The following is a 22342-nucleotide window of genomic DNA, read 5'->3' on the forward strand; positions in this document are numbered from 1 at the left end:
TTGGTAGGGACAAAGGACAAGGAGCCGGAGATTTCACTGGCAGCGTTGGAGGCACAGGCGGCAAAGGGGAAACTGCCCTGGTCGCTTTCTTGAAGGAGCAAACGGGTAAATCGCTGGCGGCATTGCAGAAGGCTGTAGCCACTCAAGCAAGCCAATCGAGTGGAACAGGAGAAACACCTCAAGATAATAAGCACGGCAGCGGTTACTGATTGCTTGCAATAACGATCGCACCTTGTTGGATCGCATCCTCCCTTTTGCCAAGCTGATTCGGTTCGATACATTAGACTACCCGGTGGTGATTCCAGCAGGCAGTGTGTATGTGACAGCGGATGAATCGCCGTCAGACTGGAACGCACTACACGCCGCGCAATCTAACTGAGGAGATTGTGCAGTATACGCTGGAGCCGTTGGTGTATGAGGGCGTGGCAGAGGGGAAGCCGAAGGAAGCGTGGCGGTTGCGATCGCCTGCGGAACTCCTGCAACTGAAGATTTGCGATATGGCGATGGGCAGTGGGGCGTTTTTGGTGCAGACCTGTCGCTATTTGGCTGAGAAGCTGGTGGAAGCTTGGCAGCAGATGGAGGCAGAGCATCCGGGACAGGTGGTGATTGCGCCAGAGGGAACGCTGTCGGCAGCATTGCCGGAGGAGTGCCCGATTCCAAAAGATGCCGATGAACGGTTAGTGGTGGCGCGGCGAATTGTGGCGGATCGCTGTCTTTACGGAGTTGATAAAAACCCGTTAGCCGTCGAGATGGCGAAGTTGTCGCTGTGGCTGATTACGCTGGCGAAGGGGCGACCGTTTACGTTTGTGGATCATGCGCTGAAGTGGGGCGATTCGCTGTTGGGGATTACCAGACCAGAGCAAATCGAGTTTTTAAAGCTGAATCCTGAAAAAGAAGCGGTACAACTGAGAACGGTGTCCGATCGCTGGAAACCCTTTGTGCAACGAGCGATCGCCAAACGACAAGAGCTAGAAAACTTTAGTTCCTCCGTGATTACCGATATTCAGAAGAAGGAACAGCTCAACCGAGAGGCAGAAGCAGCGATCGCCCATGTGCGGCATGTGGGTGATTTTTTGGTGGCGGAGGCATTGGCGCAGGCGGGCAAAACCTCTGACCTCACGGATGAGGAAATTCAGGTGTTGGCGGAGGTGGTGATTGAGGCGTTGGATGAAGCCGATGCCGAGAAGCGCAACCGGGAGATTGCCGCGATTCTGGCAAAGACTGAACGCATGATGAATTTGGGCAATCCAGAGAATCAAACCCCTCGAAAACCGTTTCATTGGCTGCTGGAGTTTCCTGAAGTGTTTTTGCAGGAAGATGCACCGAAGGGATTTGCGGCGATCGTTGGCAATCCTCCGTTTATGAAAGGAAATAATATTTCTGGAATATTAGGTAGTAACTATAGAGATTTTTTAGTTGAACAGATCTCTAAAGGAAAAAAGGGAAGTGCTGATATTTGTGCATACTTTTTTCTGAGAGTACAAGAACTTATTCAAGGAAGTTTTGGGTTACTAGCAACTAACACCATTTCTCAAGGAGATACTCGCGAAGTTGGTTTATTGCACATACTTGACAAGGGTAGTTCAATTTATCGTGCAGTATCTAGTCAGAAGTGGTTTGGTACTTCTGCAAATGTGGAGGTGTCTGTCGTCTGGATATATCGCGATTCTTGGTTAGGAGAGGTTGTTTTGGATGAGGAGACTGTACCTGATATTACATCTCTTTTAAAGGTGTCAGGAAAAGTTACAGGACAGCATCAGCGACTTATTTCAAATAAAGGAATATCTTTTATTGGATCTCAAACCGGAGGAACTGGTTTTGTTCTTACTACTGATGAAGCTTATAAGCTAATCGAAAAGAATAATAAAAATAAAGACGTTCTATATCCTTTTTTGAGCGGTGAAGACTTCAACTCCCGTCCAGATCAGTCCCCAAGCCGTTGGGTAATCAACTTTTTCGATTGGGCTTTAGATGCTGAACATGATGATCCAAAGAATCCTAAAGGGCATCCTTACGCTTCAGACTATGCAGATTGCTTAGAGATTGTCAGACAGAGAGTTAAACCTGAACGAGATAATAATAACCGAAAGGAAAGAAGAGAAAGATGGTGGCAGTATGCGGAGAAGTGTCCTGCACTCTACTCCGCAATTCAAGGATACGAAAAAGTTCTATTTCATGGATTTACTAGCAAATATTTAGGTTTTGGTTTTGCTCCTGGAGATATAGTTTATTCTGCGCCTCATGTTGTTATCCAAATTTCTGAATACTGCCAGTTTGCTGCTCTACAAGCTTCTTTGCATGAAGCATGGGTTTTGAATTATTGCTCTACTATGCGTACTGATATCCGGTATGCTCCATCAGATGTTTTTGAAACCTTCCCCTTCCCCACACCCGATCCCTCAGACCTCAGCACCCAGTTCCCAACCCTCAACACGATCGGTGAAATCTACTACACCCATCGTCAGGCAATCATGCGCGAGCGTCAGGAAGGACTCACCAAAACCTACAACCGCTTCCATGATGCCAACGAGACAGCGAGTGATATTCAGACATTGCGAGAGTTGCATATTGAGATGGATCAGGCAGTAGCCGCTGCCTACAGTTGGCAAGACCTCGACTTAGGGCACGGTTTTCATAAGACGAAACAGGGCATCCGTTTCACCATCAGCGAAACTGCACGACGCGAAGTGCTCGATCGGCTGTTGGAGTTAAACCATCAACGCTACGCCGAAGAAGTCGCCCAGGGCTTGCACGATAAGAAGAAGTCAAAAGGCAAAGGGCAGAAGACAAAGGGTAAAAAATCAGGGGTGATTGAGCCAGAAACCGTGCAGCAAGGCAAATTGTTTTAAGCTAGAAACAGACAGCAGAGAGTCAACCCGCGCCAGAGGTCAATAGCAATGGTTGCGATCGTCCAAAAAAAACTAACCTTTGAGGAATTTCTCAACTGGGATGACGGCTCCGGCAGGTCATTCGAGCTAGTCGATGGAGTTGCTATGCCCCTCAGTGAACCCACCGCGAAACATGAAGATGTCGTCGATGGGCTATGCCGCTTCCTGATTGACCACTGCCAATCTTTAAACCTCCCTTACGTTCCCCGCCAGAGTAAACAAGTTCGGTTAAACCCTGCTCCTGGTGAAAATGAGTCGAGCCGTAAAGCCGATATCGTCGTGTTTGCCAAAGAAGAATGGGACAGAATGCGTCAAAGCTCTGCCTCTGCTGCTGCCTACATCCCACCGCCCTTAGTGATCGAGGTCATCAGCACCAATTGGCGAGACGATTACCGCATCAAATTAAACGAGTATGAAACCTTAGGAGTCCTGGAGTACTGGATCGTTGATTACGCAGGGCTGGGTGGCGTTCAGTATATCGGGTCGCCAAAACAACCCACGATAACCATCAACCGCCTCATCGATGGTGAATACCAGGCACAACGGTATCAAGGAGAAGCCACCATTAGTTCTCCAACATTTCCGCAGTTAGAGTTGGCGATCGCTCAAATCGTTGCCATGACAGAAGTTTAGTGTTTGGTTGTTCTAAACACTAATTAAACCTAACCGAGTGAGACGAATAGTAAGCGCTTGAACACTTACTCCAAATTCAGAAGCTAATTTCTTAAAGGCTGATTCATCTGATTCATCGAAAGCATCCAAAGGCTGTTCTGTAATTCGCGCTTTTAGAACTGACTCAGGCATCAAAAGCTCTGCGGCAAAGACGTTAGCCTCAATTTCTTGATACTTAATACCTTCTGCTGCTTCTTTATCTCTAAAAAACACAACTGATTCATCAAAGAAAACACTTGATAAATTGCGATGAAGCAAGTAGTGCCCAAATTCATGGGCAACCGTAAATCTTTGACGATTAGGATGGTGTTTTGAATTAACACCAATAACTGCTTGGTCATCTTTAATAACTAGCATCCCCGATACAGTATCTTCTAATTCTTCTTTACGAATCAAAATCCCCTCTGTCTTCACAATAGATTCAACATCTATAGGAAGATTAAATCCATAGCGTTTAAGTATCTTTAAAGCTGCTTGTTTAGCCTTTGACATAAGTGCTTTAGTACCCGTCTACTCCTTTAATAGCTGCTGGAGAAAATCAGCACTTTTGGGTGGAACCGTTTTGACACGTCCACCGATTTCAATGGACATCACATTATCTTGAACCACCTCCGATCCAGTGGGTAAAATCTCTGTCATCTCTGCACCTAAAACAGTACAAAGCTCGTATAAGACGTGAAGAGGAGCTTTCTGTCGCCCGCTTCAATATTAGTGATTGAAGTTCGTAGCACCCCGATCGCATCAGCTAGCTGACCCTGTGTCAGCTTTGCCTTAGTGCGCCGATCTCTAATTCGTTCACCGATTTTTTTATAGAGAAGGTCTTCTTTTACTCGCATGACTTTAGAGTATGCGCTTAACACAAGCCAATGTCAATCTCATAAACATGTCAACTATATTGACATTGTAATTTGATTTTGTAGTTGACATATAGGAAAAGGTCTGTTAGCTTACATGCAAGCCAGGTTCAAAACGAAGTAAACGCTATTGGTAGCGTTTAAATGCGCCTCGCTATCTACACACAGTGCTTTTCCTAAAAAGGAGGATGTATGAGCAGATTGAAAGAAACCTATCGTATCCAAATCGATGAGCAAACGTATTCTGTAGAAGACCCCGTTATTACAGGGCTTCAGCTTCTAGACGTGGTCGGAAAGAGACCTGCCGATGAATACCTGATTTTTCAGGTGCTCCAAGGTGGTCAACTAGAAGAAATTCGGCTTGACGAAACTACCGATCTCCGTAAGCCAGAGCTGGAGCGATTTATTACCTTCGAGAGCGATCGCTCCTTCCGGTTGGTGATTGACGGTCGGCGATTTGAGTGGGGCAGACCCCTGATCAACGGGCTGGAGTTGAAAAAGTTAGCGGGTGTCGATCCTGCAACCTACGGCATCTGGCTCGAAGTTCGAGGCGCAGAAGATCGGGCGATCGCAGACAACAAATTGGTTGACCTGCAACAGCCAGGAGTCGAACGGTTCTTCACGGGTAAGAAAACCACCACCGAGGGCAACAGCTTTCTACCTGCGAAAGATCGGGAATACCTTGCGGGTCGAGGGCTGCAATGCGATGAAATCGTTGATGGCTCCAACAAAGGGGTGATCATGCGGGGCTTTCCTCTTCCCTCGGGGCGCTTTGATGCTGGGCAAGCCGATCTTCTGCTTCTCTTGCCGTTTGGTTATCCCGATACGCCACCAGATATGTTCTTTGTTCTTCCTTGGATCAAGCTAGCCCAAATTGCCAAATACCCAAAAGCCGCCGACCAGCCCTTTCCTTTCAACGGACAGCAGTGGCAACGCTGGTCCCGCCATAACAACGAATGGCGACCGGGGGTAGATGGCATTTGGACTATGCTGAAGCGAGTGGAACACGCCCTGGAGGTGGCAGCATGATAACGTCCAGTTTGACTGCTAGCCTGACAATTCAGGAACGTCACCTGAACCGTCTTAAGGAGTTCCTGATCCACCAGGATGGAGTAGAACGCGCTGCTTACATTTTATGTGGGGAGTCATCAAGCTCGCTCGACCCCTGGACTGGGCATCCCCATCGTAAATTCTTCTCCTACGATATTCTCCCTGTTCCGGAGGATGAAGTCCTTTCGAGTTCTGATCAGCACATCACCTGGAAAACTGATTCCTTCGTGCGAACCTTAAAACGGGCGCAGGAGCAAGGCTTAACTGTTGCGCTTATGCACAGTCATACAGGGGGCTTTGCAGAATTTTCTGATCAGGACGATGCCAACGAACCCGATTTAGTCGAGCTAGCCCAGCATCGAAACGGAGAGAACACGTCACTCCTGAGCCTTATTTTGACATCAGATGAAAAGCTGGTTGGTCGCCTTTGGACCAGTCAACAGCAGTGGATTCCGCTTCGTCTAATCTCAGTTGTCGGTGAATCGATCCGACTCCATTACCCAGGAAGAGGGCAGGGGCAATCTTCTCCCATCCTCCAAAGGCAAGCGTTAGCGTTTGGGAGAGTGCTGGAGCAAGACCTGGCAATGCTGCGAGTAGGGATTGTCGGCTGCGGAGGAACTGGCAGTGCCACTGCTATGCTGCTGCCTAAAATGGGATGCCGACGTATTGCCCTCTTTGACAAAGATATTGTCGAGGAAAGCAATTTGAACCGTCTGTATGGTGCCACCCAAGCAGATGCAGACGCGAAGAGTCCCAAAGTGGAGGTCATTGCGCGATCGCTAACGGAGTTAGGCTTGGGAATGCAGGTGAAAACATACCAGTCCTGGATTGGTGATCCGGAATGCCGGGATGCCCTTAAAGCCTGCGACATCATTTTCGGTTGTACGGATGATCACGCCGGACGCTTGCTGCTTAATCGCTATGCCTATTACTATGTCACGCCCGTTTTTGATATGGGTTTGGCAATTGAGGTGTCGCCATCAGAGCCACCAGAAATCAAGGCAATGGACGGACGGGTGACTGCTCTCGTTCCTGGTCATACTTGTCTCCTCTGCCGAGGAGTTATCAGTCCTGCGATCGCACGCGATGAAGCTCTCAAGCGAAATAACCCCACTGAATATGAACGCCGAAAGGCAGAAGCCTACGTTTTGGGTGAAGGCAATCCTAGTCCCGCTGTTGTTCTGTTCACGACTGATGTGGCAATCATGGCGATCGAAGAACTGGTGCATCGACTTCAGGGTTTCCGAGGAGAAAACGGTTCAGTTGCCCAGCGGGTACGCAAATTTCACCTCATGGAAGATCGACGGCAAGGAGCTAATCCTGACCCATATTGCCCAGTTTGCGGATCTGTGGAGTACTGGGGCAGAGGGGATGTTGACCCATTTCTCAATCTAGTGGGGTAAGCCATGCTATTTCGTACCTTTGCCCAACAACTACTAACGTGGCTCCGGTTTATCCCTAGACCAGATTTTGCTGCCCAAATCGTGCCCACCCATCCGACCCCTGAAGAAGTTAAGCCAGGAATGATGCTAGTGGTTGGTGACGCTAAGTATCAGAAGTGGGCATGTTTTCGATGCCCTGGAGGTTGTGGTGAGACTATCTTACTGCCGCTGAATAAAGCTCAACGTCCTCGCTGGGCGGTTTCTACAGATTGGCTCGGACGACCCACCATTCATCCTTCAGTTAGGCAACTCAACGAGTGCCGCTGCCATTTCTGGATTCGGCAAGGACGCGTTGACTGGTGCCCCGATGATTGATTGAGTCTGTAATATGCCTTGGTGAGAAATAGCCATTTCTGAATTAAGTGGGTTTACTAGAAGAGGCGGTCATAACAATTACCCCTAATGCCCTTCGAGATCATTCATAAGCCTACCTTCACCAACCAACTCCTCGCCATCCCCAAAGAGCGAGTCATACAAATATTGGAGAAAATCGAGGTTTTGCGGGATGACCCAAAGCCCCACGGTAAGCTGAAGAAAAAGCTGCACGGCTATAAAGGCGATATTTACCGCCTGCGGTCTGGAGATTTCCGCATCATTTATACCTACGGTGATGGTTGGGTTGCCCTGCTTGGAGTTGATGCCCGTAAGGATATCTATAAGGGCGACAAACTGATAGCGGAAGAAACTGAGGTCAATGTCGCTGCCTTTGCCAATCTTGAAAATCTATTAGCCCCTGAAAAGGTGCTGCCACCTGAATCTAAACCGTCTCAAGTGGAAACCCTTTTGCCCGTTGGACTAACCGAGGAATTACTCGATCGCCTGTTCATTCCCAAAACCTGTTTTCCTACCCTCCTTGCTTGTCGTACCTTCGATGACTTGTTAGAAGCCGCTGTGCCAGGGGCAGTGCGCGATCGTCTGTTTGACTGCATCACCGCACCTAACTTCGATCAAGTCCTTAACCAACCTAGCTTCGTTACCGGCAGTCCTGATGAGCTACTCCGCTTCAAGGAAGGGGATCTCCTGGGTTTTCTCCTCAAACTTAATCCTGAACAAGAGAGATTTGTTACTTGGGCAATTAATGCAACAGGACCAACCCTCCTCAAAGGAGGTCCAGGTACAGGAAAAAGTACCGTTGCACTCTATCGCACCCGTGAAATTCTCAAACAGCTTCAAGCCAACGGTGTTAGCCAACCCCGAATTCTTTTCACTACCTACACCAATGCCCTGGTTACCTTCTCAGAGCAACTGCTGCAACAACTTCTGCGCAAGGATGCTCGTTTTGTAGAGGTCAAAACGGCTGATGCGCTGCTGTCCTCCATCAGCCATGCCACTGAGCAATTTCAGATCGCTCAAACTAACGAACTAAGCAAGCTATTGCGACAAGCCATTCCTCAAGCGATCACCGCTCTAGAAGGCAATGTTCTACAACAACAGGCACAGCGGCTCATCCTGCAACGGCTCCAACCAGAGTATTTGCTTGAGGAATTAACAGATGTCATTGACGCACGGGGCATTGAGACTCTGGCAGATTATCAAGAGACTACCCGTACAGGTCGCAACATCTCGCTCAACAAATCTCAGCGACAGGCAATTTGGACATTGCGGCTGCATTTCAATCAGTTACTGAAAGATCAGGGAATAGCAACCTGGGCACAGATGCGGCTTTATGCCCTTGATCGCCTTCACACTATGCCAGATCCGCCTGTCTATGACGCGGTTGTGGTGGATGAAGCCCAAGATCTCAGTCCCGTTGTACTGCGCTTTTTGGTAGGGCTTTGCCGCGAACCGAATCGGCTGTTCATCACCGCTGATGCGAATCAATCGATTTACGGCAACAGCTTCCGGTGGTCTGAGGTACATCACTCCCTTAAATTTGTTGGACGCACAGGCATTTTGAGGATGAATCATCGCACCACTCAAGAAGTCGGGGAAGCCGCTCAATCCTACTTGCAGGAAGGCATTCTGGACGAAGACAACATTGAACGGCTGTATATCCATACAGGTCCCTTACCAGTAGTCCGCGCTGTTGCCGATCGCCCTTCCGAAGGCGATCTATTGGCTCAGTTTTGTCGCACTGCCGCTCGCGAGTTTCGCCTGGGGATAGGAGCCTGCGCTATACTAACGCCGACTGAAAAATCTGGCAAGAATATAGTAGGACAGCTTAACTACTTGGGAGTTGAGGCGACGTTTATGACCAGTCGAGAACTAAACTTGAACTGTAAGGGCATTAAAGTGTTGCCGCTGAAGGCTGCGAAAGGCTTGGAGTTTCCAATCGTGGCGATCGCAGGTTTTCTACACTCCCCCTTTTCGGCAGTCACCAAGAAACTATCAGACGAGGAAATTGCAGAGATGCTGGCTCGTGAACGTCGCACCCTGTTTGTGGGTATGACCAGAGCCATGCGCGCCCTGATGGTTCTCGTTCCGGCTCATCAGCCAGGTAGCCTGCTGCAAGACTTTGATCCTCAGTTTTGGAATTTGGGTAACGCATGAAGAGCCTTCGACTGTCTGCTGTTCTCCCCGGTGATCTCGATCTTGTGGCTGTTAACCAGCAGCTACGCGATCGCAAGTCCAACTGGATTGGAGTGCGGTTGTATCTGTTTCAGAGTCAGTCTTGGCGACGCTTCTAAACGGGCTGGATCTGTCGAACGATGCGGATGTCCTGGGCGTTGATGGGTCAATGGCAGATTCTGTTATGGGAGAAATTAGCCGTTTCTTTTCACAACAAGCGATTACAAAGCCCAAGAAATCGCGTCAGAAATCATCTGCTAATCCCTCAAAGGTTACACCTCAAATCTGGCAACAGGACAGCTTGTTTAAAGCCGAATTGGTTCCTTCCGAGGGGAAAGCTTCCGATGGTCAGGGAACTTTATTGAAACTTCAATATATACAAGACGAAGAAAAGGTTGCTGAGGAATCTTCAAAGACAAATGAACAAACGGTTGATCCAACAGAAGATAGCAGTTCATCTGACGTACAGGTAACGAAGTCGCTCCTATCAAAAAGAATTCCATTTGCTTACGACATTCGGGCTGAACTAGAGGATGCCATTCTCAAGGATTTACGGGGACCAGTCCAGGGTGAGGAGGAAGAAGTAGAGGAGGACAGTGTTCAGGATCGGTATTTGGTTGGCTTGCTGGCTCCTCAGTATCGCCAAGCAACAATCTTAGGTGAGCAGCCTGAAGAGGAAGACGAATTGGCGATCGCCGACAAGGGCAACCAGGAGGAGGGAGCCACTGAAACAACTGCAACCTCTACCCCGGCGATGTTTCCTTCCTCACTTGGCATGACTTTCTGCGTCAGCGGTGAAGCCAAAGCGATTGAAATCACAGCAGAATGGGGCAACTACCGCCGAGAAGCCAGTCAATTTCCAAAGGAAGACGGTAATGCCAAACTGGTCTGGAAACGTTGCCCAATGGGAGGCAGTACCGTATTGCCTTTAGATGGCGAAGCGTTCCGCTGGGCTGTGATGGGCGAAGCAGGTCCCGATGTCTATGTTCAGGGGCGATCGCGGCAACAGGATAACGGAGACTGGATTATTACGCTATTTCTCGTGAATGGACAGCACGAACCCAAGCAACGTCGGGACGAAGCATGGTTATTTCAACCGGAGTTAAGCGTCCGGGCACCTGACCGCTCACCTATCTTTATTCGTAATCCATTGCCGACGACTGTTCAGAATATTGACCCAGTGATCCGGGCTGAAGCGCAGGCAATGGCAATGCTTTACCGTAAGCAAGTTGAATTTGCTGTTGGGCATGGCGTTAGCGTTCAAGCAGAACTGGCTTCTCATACAACCGAAAAGGCAGTTTGTCTCTCAACGAGTGTGGTTCCAGTCTATGAAGTACCGAAGACAACCCCTCCAACCGCAGAGGAGATTCCAGAACTTGTAGGGTTAGTCCTGGATATGAAAGAGCTATCAGAAACCTCGATAGGTAGCCTTTCTGTCAAACTAATGGCCTTGATCAATGCCTATAAAACCTGGATTGACCAGCAAGAAGCCCGAATCTCAGATCCGGCATCTGGGTTACTGACTTATCAAGATCCGGCTGCGACTGTCATCCACAATTGCCGGATTGCCCTTAAACGGATTCAGGAAGGCGTGTCCCTGCTTCAGACCGATGTTCAAGCAGCCGAGGCTTTCCGGTTTATGAACCGGGCAATGTGGCAACAGCGGGTTCACTCCCTTTATTCAGAGCAGAAACGTCAAGGGAACGAGACGACTCTGGAAACAATCGACCAGTATGAGAACCGTCGTTGGTATCCCTTTCAGCTTGCCTTCATCCTGCTGAACTTGCCCAGTATGACTGATCTACATCACCCAGATCGAACGCATCCGACTGATGCGATCGCTGATTTGCTCTGGTTTCCAACTGGCGGTGGAAAAACTGAAGCTTATCTGGGGCTGACAGCCTATACGATTGGGCTACGACGTTTACAGGGGGCGATCGCAGGTCGAAGTGGTGAGTTTGGTGTCGCCGTTTTAATGCGTTATACGCTGCGACTACTAACCCTTCAGCAGTTTCAGCGAGCCACTGCTTTGATTTGTGCCTGTGAGTCAATCCGTCGCGATGATGAGGATCAATGGGGTAAAGAACCTTTTCGGATCGGGCTTTGGGTTGGGGAACGCAGCACCCCAAACTATACAGCTCAGAGCGAGGAGTTTGTTAAACAAATTCGGGGACAGCACCAGCAGTACCGGGGCGGTTCTCCCCATCAGCTCACAAACTGCCCCTGGTGTGGGACTCGGATTGAACCCGGTAAGCACATTCAGGTAACTTCAGTAGAAAAAGGTGAAGGGCGTACTCTCATTTTTTGTGGTGATTCACTGGGTCGCTGCCTCTTCTCAAAAGGTGAAGGGCTTCCTGTGGTGGTGGTTGACGAGGAGATTTATCGTCGCCTACCAACACTTTTGATTGCCACCGTCGATAAATTTGCCCAAATGCCCTGGAAAGGAGAAGTTCAAATGCTATTTGGGCAAGTGAATGGGTTATGTGAACGGCATGGATTCCGTTCTCCTGATTTAGATGATAAGGATTCCCACAAAAAGACCAGCACGCTACCTGCTGCTAAAACCCGATCGCATCCATTGCTACGTCCCCCGGATCTGATCATCCAGGACGAGCTTCACCTGATTAGTGGCCCTCTGGGAACCCTGGTCGGACTGTATGAAACGGCGGTTGATCAGCTTGCCTCTTGGACAGTGAATGGAAAATTAGTCCGCCCCAAAGTGGTTGCCTCAACTGCCACGATTCGACAGGCGAATGCTCAAGTTCACAATTTGTTTCTCCGCAAAGTGCAAGTCTTTCCCCCACAAGGACTAGACATTGAAGACAACTTTTTCTCCCGCCAACGGCAACCTAGCGAAGAGTATCCTGGTCGTCGTTATCTAGGTATTTGTGCCCCTGGTCGCAGAATTAAGGCCGCCTTGATTCGAGTTTATGTTGCCGCTCTATCGACCTCTCAGTATCTCTATGAAACTAAAGGCTATGGCACAAAAGCTGACCCCTGGATGACCCTCGTTGGCTACTTTAACTCCCTACGAGAATTAGGCGGAACTCGGCGGTTAGTAGATGATGATATTCGGTCTCGGCTTGCCAAGATGGATCGGCGGGGATTAGCCAAACGAACCCGGTTGCTGATGGATGAGTTGACCTCCCGTAAGGATTCAACTGAAATTCCAGACATTTTGGATTGGATGGAAACGACATTTGATCCAGAGCAAGAAGCAGAAAACCGTGCCAGACGAAAGAACAATCAGAAGGTAGACAAACGTGATCCGTTAGATGTCATTTTGGCAACCAATATGATTTCTGTTGGAGTGGATGTGAAACGGCTAGGCTTGATGGTTGTCTGTGGACAGCCCAAAAATACGGCTGAGTACATCCAGGCAACCTCGCGAGTTGGAAGAACTTATCCTGGTTTAGTCATTACCGTTTATAACTGGGCACGTCCCAGAGACTTGTCACACTATGAGCGGTTTGCTCATTACCATGCAACATTTTACCAACACGTTGAAGCCTTATCAGTCACGCCCTTTTCCTCGGGTGCTCTGTACCGGGGACTCAGTGCTTTACTCGTTTCTTTGATCCGGTTATCGGGTCAAGACTTTAATCCCAACCATCATGCAGGAAGAATTCAATCGAACCATCCGTTTTTAAAGGCTGCGATCGACGCGATCGTACAGCGAGCTGGATTAGTAGCCAATACCAAAGTTGCAGATTACGTTCAGCAAGAACTGAAATCAAAGCTCGATGTCTGGTTGAGCAGTGCTCAAAACACCCCAGGTGGCGGCACACTTAAATACAAGGTTGCTTCAAAGGATGGTACGTCGATCGACCTTTTGAAGCCTGCCGGAAAAGGGGATTGGCAAGAGTTTACCTGTCTCAATTCCCTCAGAAACGTGGAGCCAACCATCGGACTCATTCTCACCGATAGCGTCCCTGATGAAGACTTTAGCCGTCTACCTCAACCCATGTCTGTTGACCCATCTGAACTATGACCCAGGCAAACTACAAGTACCGTGTTGGGGAACTTCGCCCCAGTCAAATTCTTTTCTCCTATGGGGTTGGGGCAGTGGTTGACCTCCCAAATCTCTCTGTCATGGTGCTGGGATTGGAGGATTGGGCTGACCGCTATGGCATTGAGGTTGCCGAGGAACGGCTTCTGACAGCCGTGCGCCGAGAGTTAGGCAAGCAGGTCAAGCAACTAAAATCTCCTCCTATGTCTTTGCAGGAGGATTCCGGTGGCTTTAACCCCTTTGATGAAGCCGCTCGGATTGGCATTCCCGTAGCGCCCTTTCCAGCCTGGATGGTTTGTCCCTACTGTCGTTTTCTAGCTCCCTTGCAGGGGGGATATTTTGAACTCAAGTCCAATCCCTACCGTCCTCAAGAAAGCCATTACATCCACAAAAATTGCCGTAAACCAGGGAAACCTCCCAAGGTGATACCCGCTCGGTTCCTGGTTGCCTGCGAACACGGACACTTAGATGACTTTCCCTGGCTGTACTTCGTCCATCGCGGTAATACGAACTGCCGGGGACCTTTGCGACTGGAAGAATATGGAGTTTCGGGGACGGCAGCTGATATTGTGGTCAAGTGCGAAGGCGAGGGCTGTGGCGCGTCACCCCGTCGATTATCCGATGCCTTTGGAGAGCAAGGTAAAAAAACAATGCCTCGCTGTCGGGGACGACATCCCCATCTCCGTAGCTTTGACGATCGCTGTGATCAACAAATGCGAGGGATTTTGCTCGGTGCTTCCAATAGCTGGTTCGGCATTAGCTTGTCTGCGCTCTCGATTCCGACTGCGTCTAATAAACTGGGTGAGTTGGTGGGTGAATACTGGACCCGGCTGAGTAAGGCAACTAGCGCCGACGTTCTCAAAATTCTACTGGATGCATTTCAAGCGGTCGGTGAACTTCAAGAATTCGCCAAATACTCAATTGATGATATTTGGCAAGAAATCCAAAGGCGGCAAGCAGGAAGCTCAGAGAGTGACACAACTCATGACTTAAGGACTCCGGAGTGGGAAGTTTTCTCCACGGCAGACTCCAGTAAAAACACGAAAGATTTTCAGCTTCGTCCAGTTCCACCGCCTCAAGGCTTTGAGAAATGGTTTACTCAAGTTGTTTTAGTGGAACGCCTCCGGGAGGTTCAATCCTTGATCGGCTTCACCCGGATTCAATCTCCCGGTGATTTTGAAGACGCTGGAGAAATCCCAGAGGAATATCGAGTCAGGCTGAGCCGGAGTGCTCCCCAGTGGGTTCCAACGACTGAAGTGAAAGGAGAGGGAATTTTCTTGCAGTTTGATGAACCGTCACTGGAGCAGTGGGAGCAGCAAGCTGCCGTCAGCAAACACCAAAGCCAGACATGGGAGGCACATAAACGTTGGTGCCAAAACAGAGGACTTGATCCACTGAAAATTAGATTTCCTGGCATTCGCTATATGCTGATTCATTCCTTCTCCCATGCCTTGATGCGGCAACTGGCGATCGAGTGTGGTTACAATGCAGCCAGTTTGCGTGAAAGGCTCTATTCCAAGCCAGTCAAAGACGAAGATGGACCACAAGCAGGACTGTTGATTTATACCGCTGCACCAGATAGTGAAGGAACCTTGGGGGGATTAGTCAGTCTGGGAGAACCTGCAATTTTGGGGCACCACATTGCCCAAGCGTTAGAGCAAACACGCCTCTGCGCCTCTGACCCTCTCTGTGCAGAACATGACCCACTTCAAGGCAATGCCTGTCTACATTGGGCAGCCTGCCATGCTTGTCTATTTAGTCCTGAAACTTCATGCGAAAGAGGGAATAAATTCTTAGACCGATCGCTGCTTGTCCCAACGCTACATCGTCAACAGTTGGCATTCTTTCAATAATGGAGAGCCACCCCGTGAACTCAAAATTACTCAGTTCAATTCACCGGGTTGCGAAAGAACTACCACCGATTGCATTGAATTCTCTGGCAGACTTTCTGGAAGAATCCGCAGGGTCTTACAGTGAAGCATTGAAAGCTAGGGTACTGAGTCAGTTGCCGAACCTCAATTTTCGGCGGGCTGTTCTTGAGCTTTTGGAGGACTGGCATCAGGCATCAACAAACTTAGATAGCCAGTCTATTGCCTTGGCGTTACGCTCAGCCGCTTATGCGATCGCCTCGGCCCACTCTGCGCTTTCCGCCGAAATTGTCTGGACAGGTCCTGATGTCTCCAATATCCCTGTTCGGAAAACAGAGCAGGTTCTCAAACAGTTGATTCAAGAAGCCCAACGAGAACTAACGATTGTCAGTTTTGCGGTCTACAAAGTACCCGATATTGCAGAAGCATTGATTGTCGCACTGGATCGAGGAGTACACTTGCAGATTATTGCCGAAACTCCAGAAGTTGGGGAGGGTAAGGTTCCTTTTGGAGTTGTAGCAGGATTGGGAGCAGAAGTCGCCCAGCGATCTGAGGTGTTTATTTGGGAGAAGTCTAAACGCCCTAAAGGCAAAGACGGCAAACACGGTTCACTTCACATGAAGTGCGCGATCGCAGACGGCAATGATTTGCTTATTTCCAGTGCCAATTTAACTGGGTATGCTTTAACTCTGAATATGGAAATGGGACTACTTATCCATAGTGAATCTCTAGCCAGTTGTGTTAGTAACCATATTAATCAACTCATTCATCAAAACGTTTTTTCATTACTCAGGTAATGGTGTAAATAGATGAATGACCTTCATACATTCAACTGGACTGATACCGCTATACTCCTTTGTTAGCACCAGTAATCCAGAGAGTTTTCCTATTATAAAATTCACCCTGCTGTTCTAAAGGGTGTCCTCCTAATAGCAAACCGAGCCATAACTCGACGATCGGCATTTTTAAAGCTTGTTGTAAATCAGGTAGACGAATGGTTGAGCCGAAACGCTGAAGATATTGGTCGATCGCCCTCGACCACTCTTCAACATTCTCCCCATGCGCTAGATCCCGAATCTGCTCCGCCATCTCTAGCTCATCGAGTGGTTGCGCTGCTGTCATTTGGTCTACCCAATCCAACAACGCATTTTTATCTACTTCTCCGACGATCGAACCCTCTTCCTGAGATGATGTTCTCTTGCGGTTGGCAGGGTACTGAATCGGCTCTGGTTCTTCAAACAGCTCTGATACATCCAGCGTTAAAGATTGGACGAACAGATCGACACAGTTCTCTAGATTTACCACTGGCTCAGCCGGGTTATGCCGACGCTCCCACCCGGAAATCAAGAGATTTGCCCGCGCAGCATGAACCTCTGAGAGCTGCACCAACACATCCCCTGCGACAGTCAACTGCTCTGCTAAAGATTGATGAGAAAGGGTTTGCTCTAGCGCGTAACAGAGCGATCGCAAATCCGCCGTCTCTGGAAACCGAGAGGCTTTCTCCAGGGACTGCCAGAGATCAAGCTCTAACTGCTGCACTTCCATTACAGCCTAACCTCTGGATAGAGTGGGCAGGGTCGAATCGGACAATTTTGGGGATGCAGTTCAACTGAGGAACGAAAGCGTTCTAATTTGATCCCACTGTGCTGAGAAAACACATCGAGAATCCGAACCAGCAGTGTTTTGACTTGCAACTCCGTCAACCCCAAACAGTGGATGGGTTCAACTTTGGCAACCCGATCGTTCCCCATCCAGAGTTCTGCGCCTAGGGCATGCAGCGGTGAATCCTTGGTCATGCGATACCAGTGAACGACAGCGGCAGGAACGGCTGGAGCCAGTACCTCTAAGGTTGCCACCCTTATCGAAGTAGAAACGTTCGGTTCTGATAGCGCTTGTTCCGTTTGCTGTCCGCGTCGTCGTTGTTTGCGGACATGATTCCGAACTCCCCGGTGGCGATAGTAGGAGCGGCGATTATGACAGACGTTCGGATTCCAGCATCCATCCCCATTCGGTCCATGACGCTGTTGGGCTTCCTGGGAGTCAAGCTTAGAGCAAAGCCGACATTTTTCCTGATCGGGACGTGCCATCACGCACCTCGGAGGGAGACAAGTAACTCATCGACCCAGTGCTGATCAGCCTCTGATAGCTTGGGCGGTGGAACAGGCTGACGATAGTCGATGCGTTCGTTGTACCCCGCCCGATCGCACACACCCTGCACAATTGCCTGTAATTCTACCAACGGTTCCTCATCTTCGGGTCTTAGCGGCAGCGGCACACTGGGAATGGGTTCACGCAAGTCAAAGTCATACAGGTCAGCTTGAGGACGTTGTGAACGACGACTTACAATGAGGCGATAGTCACTCGGCTGCACCTCTCCTATCATCGTCATCGGGATGCCAGCCCGGATCAGATCAATTTCAACCAGATTGGAGAGACTGCCCAGAATGAGACTGCGCTTGTTTTCATAAGCCGTTCTGCCTTTTCCCTTCTGCTTGTTTTTGGGTGACAGCACCTCAATCACTGTAATGACCGTATCTGTGCCGACTTCGCGAACTTCTAGATAGCGCTCTTTAATGGTGGTTGGCGGCAAGAAAATGGAGCGGGGTCGTTTCTGAGTTAACGTTGCACCCGATTCAACTCGCAACGGCTCCAATTGATCGATTGACCGAGCCGCTAAGACAGCGGCATCTGGAATACCCACGAGAATTTCTTCGGGTTCTTCTTGATCCTGGTAAGTGCGAGTCTCAACCTCAATGTAATAGTTGGGGCGCAGTTGGGGCGCTACCGTATCGGCGATCGCCACCATCAGTCGAGTGTGAAACGACGACCAGAAGGCTGGTTGTTCCAGATAGGGATTCATGCCAGGGAAGGGCGACGGCATCCGTTAAACTCCCACAGTGCAAGGATTTTCATTCAGTATACCCTAACCGCTGTGAACCTAGTCGTAGTTTAGTCGTATATAAGATATTGTATAGATATTTTACTTGAAATGCCATAAACTGAAAGAGCTAACTTGAGTTGCGTGGTCATTACTCATGTTTTCAGGCTCAGATGGACTTCCCCAGGTTCGCCTGGTGGCTTCCCAGGCTCCAGTACCATCACGCTTAACGGGACCGACGGATTTGCGATGGCTCCGAGTTGAGGAGTATTTCCAGGCGCGATCGCTGGCTGACAACACTCAAAAAGCCTATCGACGGGAATTGAAGCGGTTCCTTTACCTGGACTGATCGCGCTTGGTCGGATCTCACGCCTCGGCAGATTGCTCAGTTCAAAGCCTATTTGCAGGGACAAAACCTGTCTGCTAATTCAGTGAATCGGGCATTGACCGCTCTGATGAGTTTCTTTGATTGGTTTCGAGCAGCTTACCCAGAACAAATTGCCCATGACCCGACGACGGCAGTGGAGATGGAGCGGGTTCCCCTACCGCCTGCCAGGGACTTATCAGAAATTGAAGTTGTGGCTCTGTATTTAGCATTGGAGGAACGGGGAGAGACAGAAGTGCGCGATCGGGCCTTATTTGCGGTTCTCAGCCATGGCTTGCGGGCGGAAGAGGTCGTGAATTTGAATGTGGAAGATTACGATGGTGTCCGACTAACAATTCGAGAAGCTAAGGATGATAGTACGGGGACAGTCCCGCTCAGTCGTCAGGCGAGAGAACAGTTGAACACGTATTTAGTTCAGCATCGCTCTGAGGAGGGAGACTTATCGCCTGATAGCCCCCTGTTTTTGTCTATTGGACGTAACCGGGTGGGTCAGCGTTTGGGCTATCAAGGGTTATATTACGCAGTTAAAGCTTTGGGTAAGATTGCAGCAGAGCAGGCTCAATTGGCATTAGAGCGGCGGCAAAGAATTGAGCAAGGAGAGCTGGAACCTGATCTGCAGGATAGATGGGGACAGTTCAATGAGGCAGAACTCAAACAAATCCTGACTTTGCTGAATGTGCATCCTCACCAGTTACGCCACACGTTTGCTACTGGCTTGCTCTTACGGGGGGTTGAAAGCCTTCATGCTCGGACACTGACCCGCCATAAATCAGAAGCAAGTTTTAAGCGGTATGCAAAACGAGCGCTTAGTGCGGCGGCCGAACGGGCTTTTTATCAATCTATTGGGGAAAACGCACCAGAATAAACGAAAAATCACAACTTTTTTGACACAATGGGATAACGTTATGGACTGGATCTGTTTCAACCAGTACATTATTGTTATTGAACGTTCTTTGAAGGGTACAACATGATCGTTACTACCGCATCATTTAAGGGCGGTGTGGGCAAGACTACGACGGCTGTTCATGTTGCTGCATTTTTGCAGAAAGATGGCGATACCTTGCTAGTGGATGGTGATCCAAATCGTTCTGCAACTCGTTGGTCTAAGCGGGGAAACGGATTCCCGTTTAAAGTTGTGAGTGAGCAGCAAGCAGCAAAGTACGGCAGAAACTTTAAGCACATTGTCATTGATACCCAAGCCCGCCCTGACGAAGAAGATTTGAAAGATTTGGTAGACGGATGCGATATTCTGATTCTTCCCTCGACACCCGATGTTTTGTCGTTAGATGCATTAATGCAGACCGTTCATTTAATGAAGGTTTTAGGGTCTGGGCAATATCGAGTCCTACTGACTCGTGTGCCGCCCCCACCTCGGAAGGACGGAGATGATGCTAGAGAAATGCTTGCTGCCGCAGGTTTTCCTTTATTCAAGGGCAGAGTTCGGGAACTTGTGGCCTTTCAGAAGGCGGCGTTAGAAGGTTTGGTAGTCAGTGATGTCAGCGATCGCCGTGCCAAGCTTGCCTGGAATGATTATGTAGCAATTGGACGGGAGATTTTGAATGGGAAAGTTTAATAAGCTATTGACCTCGCTTCAAGATGAAGAACTGGAGCCTCAGCTTCAGAATGGTACAAAATCTCAAGAGGCACTGTCACAAGCTCGCCAGTTTATTCCTCGCGATCGAATTGTGCGAGATGAGAATCAAGTCCGCAAGTATTTTGATGTAGAAAAGCTGAATGGGCTAGCTCAAACGATCGCTGAAGAAGGAATTTTGGAGGATCTTGCAGTTTATGAGATTCCTGATCGCTCTGGTTACTATCAATTAGTCTTTGGTGAACGGCGTTATCGGGCTTCTGGGATTGCGGGCCTCGATAAGGTTCCGGTCAGAGTGATTGAAAAACCGGATGAGAAAAAGCTGCTTAAGCTTCAACTCATTGAGAATAAACACCACGAAGACCTTAATCCAGTTGAGGAGGTGGAAGGAGCGCTGGCTTTGTTGGCAGCAGAACTGGAAAAGCCAGTTGAGACAGTCATTGCGCTACTTAAACAGATGGATAATGATGTCCGTCGTGCGTCCTATAACGTTATAGGACAACCTGAGAGTGATGTCGTTATCAAGCTTCTTGAAGGGCTTAACATCAAATGGCGTTCATTTGTGTTGAACCAATTGCCACTGTTGGGATTGTCATCAGATATTCTTGAGCCCATTCGCCAGGGCAAGATTGAGTACACTAAAGCTCTAGTCATTTCGCGACTCAAGGATGAGGAGCAACGCCAAGAAGTACTTCAAGAGGCAATCACCCAAAATCTCTCAATTCGAGATATTCGCGATCGTATTAAGCAGTTGTCTCAGTCACAGAAAGCTACTTCTCAGCCTTCAGACTATCTAAAGCGATTTAATGCTGTAAGTCGCCAGCTTAAAAAAACGGATGCTTGGGAGAATCAGCAGAAACGCGATCGCTTGGAAACATTGCTAAAAGAAATAGAAGATTTAGTTAAGTGACGCTTGAGGTTCTATTCCTGGAATAAATCAAACCGAATTACGAAGAGGGTTCCTTTACCAGCTTCAGATTCAACTTCGATGGTGCCATGATGGGCTTGCACAATTTGATGAGAGTGATAAAGCCCCAAGCCATTTCCTCGTCGATGGTGATTCCCTTGCCTGAATCGTTCAAATAAAAACTCCTGCTCCTCTGGAGCGATACCAATTCCTGTATCTTCTACTTCCAAGAGGATAGAACTATTTTCTGGAGAATCACGAGTTATGTATTGTAGGCGAAGCTCTACTGAGCCACTGTCAGTGTAACGAATGGCATTGCCGACCAAGTTGGTCAGTAGGCGGCGAAGCTCCAGGCGATCGCCCCTCACCCACAAGGATGTTTCGTCAGTGGTTCCTACTAAGGTTAGGTTCAACGCCAAGCCTTTAGTCATAGCCAGAGGAGTTAGTTCTCTAACAACACTTTGGCTTAATTCCCAGAGGTCAACCTTATGAAAGTGAAGATTTTTGCACCCTGCTTCATACTGATAAATCTCCAGAAGAGTATCTACCATCTCTAGCAAAGTTTGGTTGCTTTGAACAACCTGCTCTAAAGAATCTCGCATTTCGGGCAACGTTTTACCAAAAGTACCTCGACGTAACAAATGCAGCATATGGTCTGCTGCAATGAGCGGGGTTCGTAGATCGTGAGTCAGGCTAGCGATGAAGTCTTCATGCTGTTGATTAATCCTGATTTGCTCATCGATACTGTGTTTCAGTTTTAACATCGACTGAATTCTGGCAAATAGCTCTCGCTTTTTTACCGTAGGGCGGATGACATCATTTGCACCTAATGCTAAACCCTTAACCACACTGGCATGATTATGATCTGCTACCAACATGATTGGGAAAAAAGGTAGTTCAGCATTCCGTCGAATTCGTCGGGTCACTTCGTAACCGTCTATATCAGCAGTGGCCGTGTCCAGCAGTAATAAGTCAGGTGGAGACTGTTCAAGCTGAATCAGTGCGTCTACTCCGCTATGAGCGCTGTCTAATTCGATACCCCCGTTTCCTGAGCAGCGATCGCATGGGACGAAAGATATTAGGAAGGGCATTCACCAGCAGAATGCGTTTTGCTCCCGATGAAGCAAACCTGATCGTTGGGTTTAAAGGTTTTGAGAGCATATTGTTATCCAACGCTTTATTTGTCGGTTGTCGGTGAGACTTACGGCAAACTGGCGATGCCCCTGTGCTTCGTAACTTGCTCTAAGCCTGCTTGGTACAGACTTCCTTAGCCTTCATCCCAGGGAAATA

22 protein-coding genes are annotated in these 22342 nt (G+C 48.8%); 15 read left to right on the forward strand and 7 right to left on the reverse strand.

Annotation, left to right across the window (positions count from 1 at the left end; translation table 11 throughout):
• From V5G28_RS00325 to V5G28_RS00335, 3 genes are all read left to right on the forward strand, one after another.
• Nucleotides 1–209: hypothetical protein (locus tag V5G28_RS00325; RefSeq protein WP_336229257.1), on the forward strand; the 209-nt coding region annotated here is incomplete at its 5' end.
• A 120-nt stretch (nucleotides 210–329) separates the two neighbouring features.
• Nucleotides 330–2849 carry an Eco57I restriction-modification methylase domain-containing protein gene (locus tag V5G28_RS00330; RefSeq protein WP_336229259.1) on the forward strand — a complete coding sequence of 840 codons (2520 nt, stop codon included), beginning with the start codon at nucleotides 330–332 and terminating at the stop codon, nucleotides 2847–2849.
• Between the two features lie 48 nt (nucleotides 2850–2897).
• Nucleotides 2898–3521 (forward strand): Uma2 family endonuclease, encoded by a 624-nt coding sequence (locus tag V5G28_RS00335; protein ID WP_336229261.1) that lies wholly within the window; start codon nucleotides 2898–2900, stop codon nucleotides 3519–3521.
• A 12-nt stretch (nucleotides 3522–3533) separates the two neighbouring features.
• Here the strand turns inward: V5G28_RS00335 and V5G28_RS00340 are convergent, their stop codons facing one another.
• The 3 genes from V5G28_RS00340 to V5G28_RS36530 are packed head-to-tail and all read right to left on the reverse strand — an operon-like array spanning nucleotide 3534 to nucleotide 4396.
• The gene (locus V5G28_RS00340) at nucleotides 3534–4052 is read right to left on the reverse strand and encodes an ImmA/IrrE family metallo-endopeptidase (protein WP_336229263.1); all 519 of its coding nucleotides are present in this window, start codon (nucleotides 4050–4052) and stop codon (nucleotides 3534–3536) included.
• A gap of 18 nt (nucleotides 4053–4070) precedes the next feature.
• Nucleotides 4071–4199: a hypothetical protein gene (locus tag V5G28_RS00345; RefSeq protein ID WP_336229264.1), complete on the reverse strand. Its 129-nt coding sequence runs from the start codon at nucleotides 4197–4199 to the stop codon at nucleotides 4071–4073.
• Between the two features lie 8 nt (nucleotides 4200–4207).
• Nucleotides 4208–4396, reverse strand: coding sequence for a helix-turn-helix transcriptional regulator (locus V5G28_RS36530; protein ID WP_442994191.1), 189 nt, complete (start codon nucleotides 4394–4396; stop codon nucleotides 4208–4210).
• A gap of 210 nt (nucleotides 4397–4606) precedes the next feature.
• On the opposite strand from V5G28_RS36530, the gene V5G28_RS00350 reads away from it, so the two are divergent.
• The 8 genes from V5G28_RS00350 to drmC all read left to right on the forward strand — a co-directional run bounded on the left by V5G28_RS00350 (nucleotide 4607) and on the right by drmC (nucleotide 16088).
• Entirely contained in the window at nucleotides 4607–5443 is an 837-nt protein-coding gene (locus V5G28_RS00350; protein WP_336229265.1) for a multiubiquitin domain-containing protein, read from the forward strand.
• Complete coding sequence (locus V5G28_RS00355; protein ID WP_336229267.1) at nucleotides 5440–6867, forward strand: ThiF family adenylyltransferase; 1428 nt, start codon at nucleotides 5440–5442, stop codon at nucleotides 6865–6867. Before V5G28_RS00350 ends, V5G28_RS00355 begins: the two co-directional genes overlap by 4 nt.
• Nucleotides 6868–6870: 3 nt before the next feature.
• Entirely contained in the window at nucleotides 6871–7221 is a 351-nt protein-coding gene (locus V5G28_RS00360) for a DUF6527 family protein (protein ID WP_336229268.1), read from the forward strand.
• A gap of 87 nt (nucleotides 7222–7308) precedes the next feature.
• Nucleotides 7309–9396: a UvrD-helicase domain-containing protein gene (locus tag V5G28_RS00365; RefSeq protein ID WP_336229270.1), complete on the forward strand. Its 2088-nt coding sequence runs from the start codon at nucleotides 7309–7311 to the stop codon at nucleotides 9394–9396.
• Nucleotides 9393–9533 (forward strand): hypothetical protein, encoded by a 141-nt coding sequence (locus tag V5G28_RS00370; RefSeq protein ID WP_336229271.1) that lies wholly within the window; start codon nucleotides 9393–9395, stop codon nucleotides 9531–9533. The genes V5G28_RS00365 and V5G28_RS00370 overlap by 4 nt, the downstream gene beginning before the upstream one ends.
• Entirely contained in the window at nucleotides 9518–13405 is a 3888-nt protein-coding gene (gene drmA, locus V5G28_RS00375; RefSeq protein ID WP_336229273.1) for a DISARM system helicase DrmA, read from the forward strand. The genes V5G28_RS00370 and drmA overlap by 16 nt, the downstream gene beginning before the upstream one ends.
• On the forward strand, nucleotides 13402–15276 hold the full coding sequence (locus V5G28_RS00380) for a DUF1998 domain-containing protein (protein WP_336229274.1): 1875 nt from the start codon (nucleotides 13402–13404) through the stop codon (nucleotides 15274–15276). The genes drmA and V5G28_RS00380 overlap by 4 nt, the downstream gene beginning before the upstream one ends.
• A gap of 14 nt (nucleotides 15277–15290) precedes the next feature.
• Nucleotides 15291–16088 (forward strand): DISARM system phospholipase D-like protein DrmC, encoded by a 798-nt coding sequence (gene drmC, locus V5G28_RS00385; protein WP_336229275.1) that lies wholly within the window; start codon nucleotides 15291–15293, stop codon nucleotides 16086–16088.
• Nucleotides 16089–16137: 49 nt separating this feature from the next.
• On the opposite strand, the gene V5G28_RS00390 is transcribed toward drmC, so the two are convergent.
• The 3 genes from V5G28_RS00390 to V5G28_RS00400 are packed head-to-tail and all read right to left on the reverse strand — an operon-like array spanning nucleotide 16138 to nucleotide 18172.
• Nucleotides 16138–16836 (reverse strand): hypothetical protein, encoded by a 699-nt coding sequence (locus tag V5G28_RS00390; RefSeq protein ID WP_336229276.1) that lies wholly within the window; start codon nucleotides 16834–16836, stop codon nucleotides 16138–16140.
• Entirely contained in the window at nucleotides 16836–17378 is a 543-nt protein-coding gene (locus V5G28_RS00395) for a hypothetical protein (protein ID WP_336229278.1), read from the reverse strand. Before V5G28_RS00395 ends, V5G28_RS00390 begins: the two co-directional genes overlap by 1 nt.
• Nucleotides 17378–18172 (reverse strand): DUF4058 family protein, encoded by a 795-nt coding sequence (locus tag V5G28_RS00400; protein WP_336229280.1) that lies wholly within the window; start codon nucleotides 18170–18172, stop codon nucleotides 17378–17380. Before V5G28_RS00400 ends, V5G28_RS00395 begins: the two co-directional genes overlap by 1 nt.
• Before the next feature lie 154 nt (nucleotides 18173–18326).
• On the opposite strand from V5G28_RS00400, the gene V5G28_RS00405 reads away from it, so the two are divergent.
• From V5G28_RS00405 to V5G28_RS00420, 4 genes are all read left to right on the forward strand, one after another.
• Nucleotides 18327–18518 carry a hypothetical protein gene (locus V5G28_RS00405; protein ID WP_336229281.1) on the forward strand — a complete coding sequence of 64 codons (192 nt, stop codon included), beginning with the start codon at nucleotides 18327–18329 and terminating at the stop codon, nucleotides 18516–18518.
• Nucleotides 18519–18624: 106 nt separating this feature from the next.
• Nucleotides 18625–19419: a tyrosine-type recombinase/integrase gene (locus V5G28_RS00410; protein ID WP_336229282.1), complete on the forward strand. Its 795-nt coding sequence runs from the start codon at nucleotides 18625–18627 to the stop codon at nucleotides 19417–19419.
• 102 nt (nucleotides 19420–19521) lie between these two features.
• Nucleotides 19522–20127: a ParA family protein gene (locus V5G28_RS00415; RefSeq protein WP_336229285.1), complete on the forward strand. Its 606-nt coding sequence runs from the start codon at nucleotides 19522–19524 to the stop codon at nucleotides 20125–20127.
• Entirely contained in the window at nucleotides 20114–21055 is a 942-nt protein-coding gene (locus V5G28_RS00420; protein WP_336229286.1) for a ParB/RepB/Spo0J family partition protein, read from the forward strand. The genes V5G28_RS00415 and V5G28_RS00420 overlap by 14 nt, the downstream gene beginning before the upstream one ends.
• Before the next feature lie 11 nt (nucleotides 21056–21066).
• Here V5G28_RS00420 and V5G28_RS00425 read toward each other — a convergent pair whose 3' ends face one another.
• Complete coding sequence (locus V5G28_RS00425; protein WP_336229288.1) at nucleotides 21067–22143, reverse strand: ATP-binding response regulator; 1077 nt, start codon at nucleotides 22141–22143, stop codon at nucleotides 21067–21069.
• Between the last annotated feature and the right edge of the window lie 199 nt (nucleotides 22144–22342).

This window comes from Scytonema sp. PRP1, from assembly GCF_036697665.2.
GTDB lineage: Bacteria > Cyanobacteriota > Cyanobacteriia > Cyanobacteriales > Nostocaceae > Kalymmatonema > Kalymmatonema gypsitolerans.

Excerpts from the sequence above, each read along its gene's own strand:
- V5G28_RS00355 (WP_336229267.1), top strand. The coding sequence starts at position 5,440 with ATGATAACGTCCAGTTTGACTGCTAGCCTGACAATTCAGGAACGTCAC.
- V5G28_RS36530 (WP_442994191.1), bottom strand. The coding sequence starts at position 4,396 with ATGCGAGTAAAAGAAGACCTTCTCTATAAAAAAATCGGTGAACGAATT.
- V5G28_RS00420 (WP_336229286.1), top strand. The coding sequence starts at position 20,114 with ATGGGAAAGTTTAATAAGCTATTGACCTCGCTTCAAGATGAAGAACTG.
- V5G28_RS00340 (WP_336229263.1), bottom strand. The coding sequence starts at position 4,052 with ATGTCAAAGGCTAAACAAGCAGCTTTAAAGATACTTAAACGCTATGGA.
- V5G28_RS00405 (WP_336229281.1), top strand. The coding sequence starts at position 18,327 with ATGTTTTCAGGCTCAGATGGACTTCCCCAGGTTCGCCTGGTGGCTTCC.
- V5G28_RS00360 (WP_336229268.1), top strand. The coding sequence starts at position 6,871 with ATGCTATTTCGTACCTTTGCCCAACAACTACTAACGTGGCTCCGGTTT.
- V5G28_RS00410 (WP_336229282.1), top strand. The coding sequence starts at position 18,625 with ATGAGTTTCTTTGATTGGTTTCGAGCAGCTTACCCAGAACAAATTGCC.
- V5G28_RS00345 (WP_336229264.1), bottom strand. The coding sequence starts at position 4,199 with ATGACAGAGATTTTACCCACTGGATCGGAGGTGGTTCAAGATAATGTG.
- V5G28_RS00330 (WP_336229259.1), top strand. The coding sequence starts at position 330 with ATGAATCGCCGTCAGACTGGAACGCACTACACGCCGCGCAATCTAACT.
- V5G28_RS00350 (WP_336229265.1), top strand. The coding sequence starts at position 4,607 with ATGAGCAGATTGAAAGAAACCTATCGTATCCAAATCGATGAGCAAACG.
- V5G28_RS00395 (WP_336229278.1), bottom strand. The coding sequence starts at position 17,378 with ATGGCACGTCCCGATCAGGAAAAATGTCGGCTTTGCTCTAAGCTTGAC.
- V5G28_RS00390 (WP_336229276.1), bottom strand. The coding sequence starts at position 16,836 with ATGGAAGTGCAGCAGTTAGAGCTTGATCTCTGGCAGTCCCTGGAGAAA.
- V5G28_RS00365 (WP_336229270.1), top strand. The coding sequence starts at position 7,309 with ATGCCCTTCGAGATCATTCATAAGCCTACCTTCACCAACCAACTCCTC.
- V5G28_RS00425 (WP_336229288.1), bottom strand. The coding sequence starts at position 22,143 with ATGCCCTTCCTAATATCTTTCGTCCCATGCGATCGCTGCTCAGGAAAC.
- V5G28_RS00380 (WP_336229274.1), top strand. The coding sequence starts at position 13,402 with ATGACCCAGGCAAACTACAAGTACCGTGTTGGGGAACTTCGCCCCAGT.
- V5G28_RS00370 (WP_336229271.1), top strand. The coding sequence starts at position 9,393 with ATGAAGAGCCTTCGACTGTCTGCTGTTCTCCCCGGTGATCTCGATCTT.
- V5G28_RS00400 (WP_336229280.1), bottom strand. The coding sequence starts at position 18,172 with ATGCCGTCGCCCTTCCCTGGCATGAATCCCTATCTGGAACAACCAGCC.
- V5G28_RS00335 (WP_336229261.1), top strand. The coding sequence starts at position 2,898 with ATGGTTGCGATCGTCCAAAAAAAACTAACCTTTGAGGAATTTCTCAAC.
- V5G28_RS00415 (WP_336229285.1), top strand. The coding sequence starts at position 19,522 with ATGATCGTTACTACCGCATCATTTAAGGGCGGTGTGGGCAAGACTACG.